1 protein-coding gene is annotated in these 836 nt (G+C 43.4%); it reads right to left on the bottom strand.

The features are described from left to right. Positions 1 to 12 precede the first annotated feature (12 nt). Positions 13 to 836: LysR substrate-binding domain-containing protein (locus tag A3763_RS01555; RefSeq protein ID WP_068759832.1), on the bottom strand; the 824-nt coding region annotated here is incomplete at its 5' end.

The following is an 836-nucleotide window of genomic DNA, read 5'->3' as shown; positions in this document are numbered from 1 at the left end:
TGGGTGCTCAGATCACACAAACGCTGGCTTTAGATCTTCTTCTTTTAGCAAATCAACTACGGATGAAACGATATCTTGTTTTTGCGACGCATCACTATGAACAGCATAAACTTCCCTTACAAATGACTCGGCACCGTGAATAGGGAATAACTGCTTAGATTGAACAAACTGTTCAACGAGTACCTTTGGTAATAAAGCTACCCCACCGTATGTCATTAGAAATTCCAAGGCTATATGAGTTTGTCCTGTATGTAGAATCGGTGTGTGTGGTTGATTGAAGAGGCGAGCTTGAAGGACATTTACAGATGTTCCCCAGTCAACAAAAATATGTTTAGTTTTGGCAAGCTCTTCAGTTGCAGCCCAGTTTTGGTCAGATACAAACATTAACTCGACCTTGCCAATTTTAGTGAGAACTAATTCCGTAACACTTGGCGGGTCTAGTAAAACAGCTATATCGATACGTCCACCTAACAAGGCCCTCGTCAAATCTTGAGGACTGCTAATTTCAGTCCGAATGTTTAAACCGTCAAAGGTATCGACCACTTTTGGTAAAAGTGACTGTAGAAAAGTGTCCCAGAGGTTTGAGGTGCTGCCCAAAGCGATCTGCATATCCAGCTGGCCAGCCGCACCTACATCCTGTAGTGCTGACTGCCACGATGTGAGTACATTTTCAGCATGGGGTAATAAACGTTCGCCCGAGGGGGTTAATAGTATGTTATTACGCTCGCGCGTAAACAAACTCATTCCAACACTTTCTTCCAGCTGCTTAATTCGAAAGCTTACAGCAGATTGGGTTAAGCAAAGATTTTCTGCTGCTTTCCCGAAGTGTCGAGTCT

This window comes from Oleiphilus sp. HI0128 (assembly GCF_001635365.1).
This window is presented reverse-complemented; position numbering and strand designations above follow the sequence as displayed.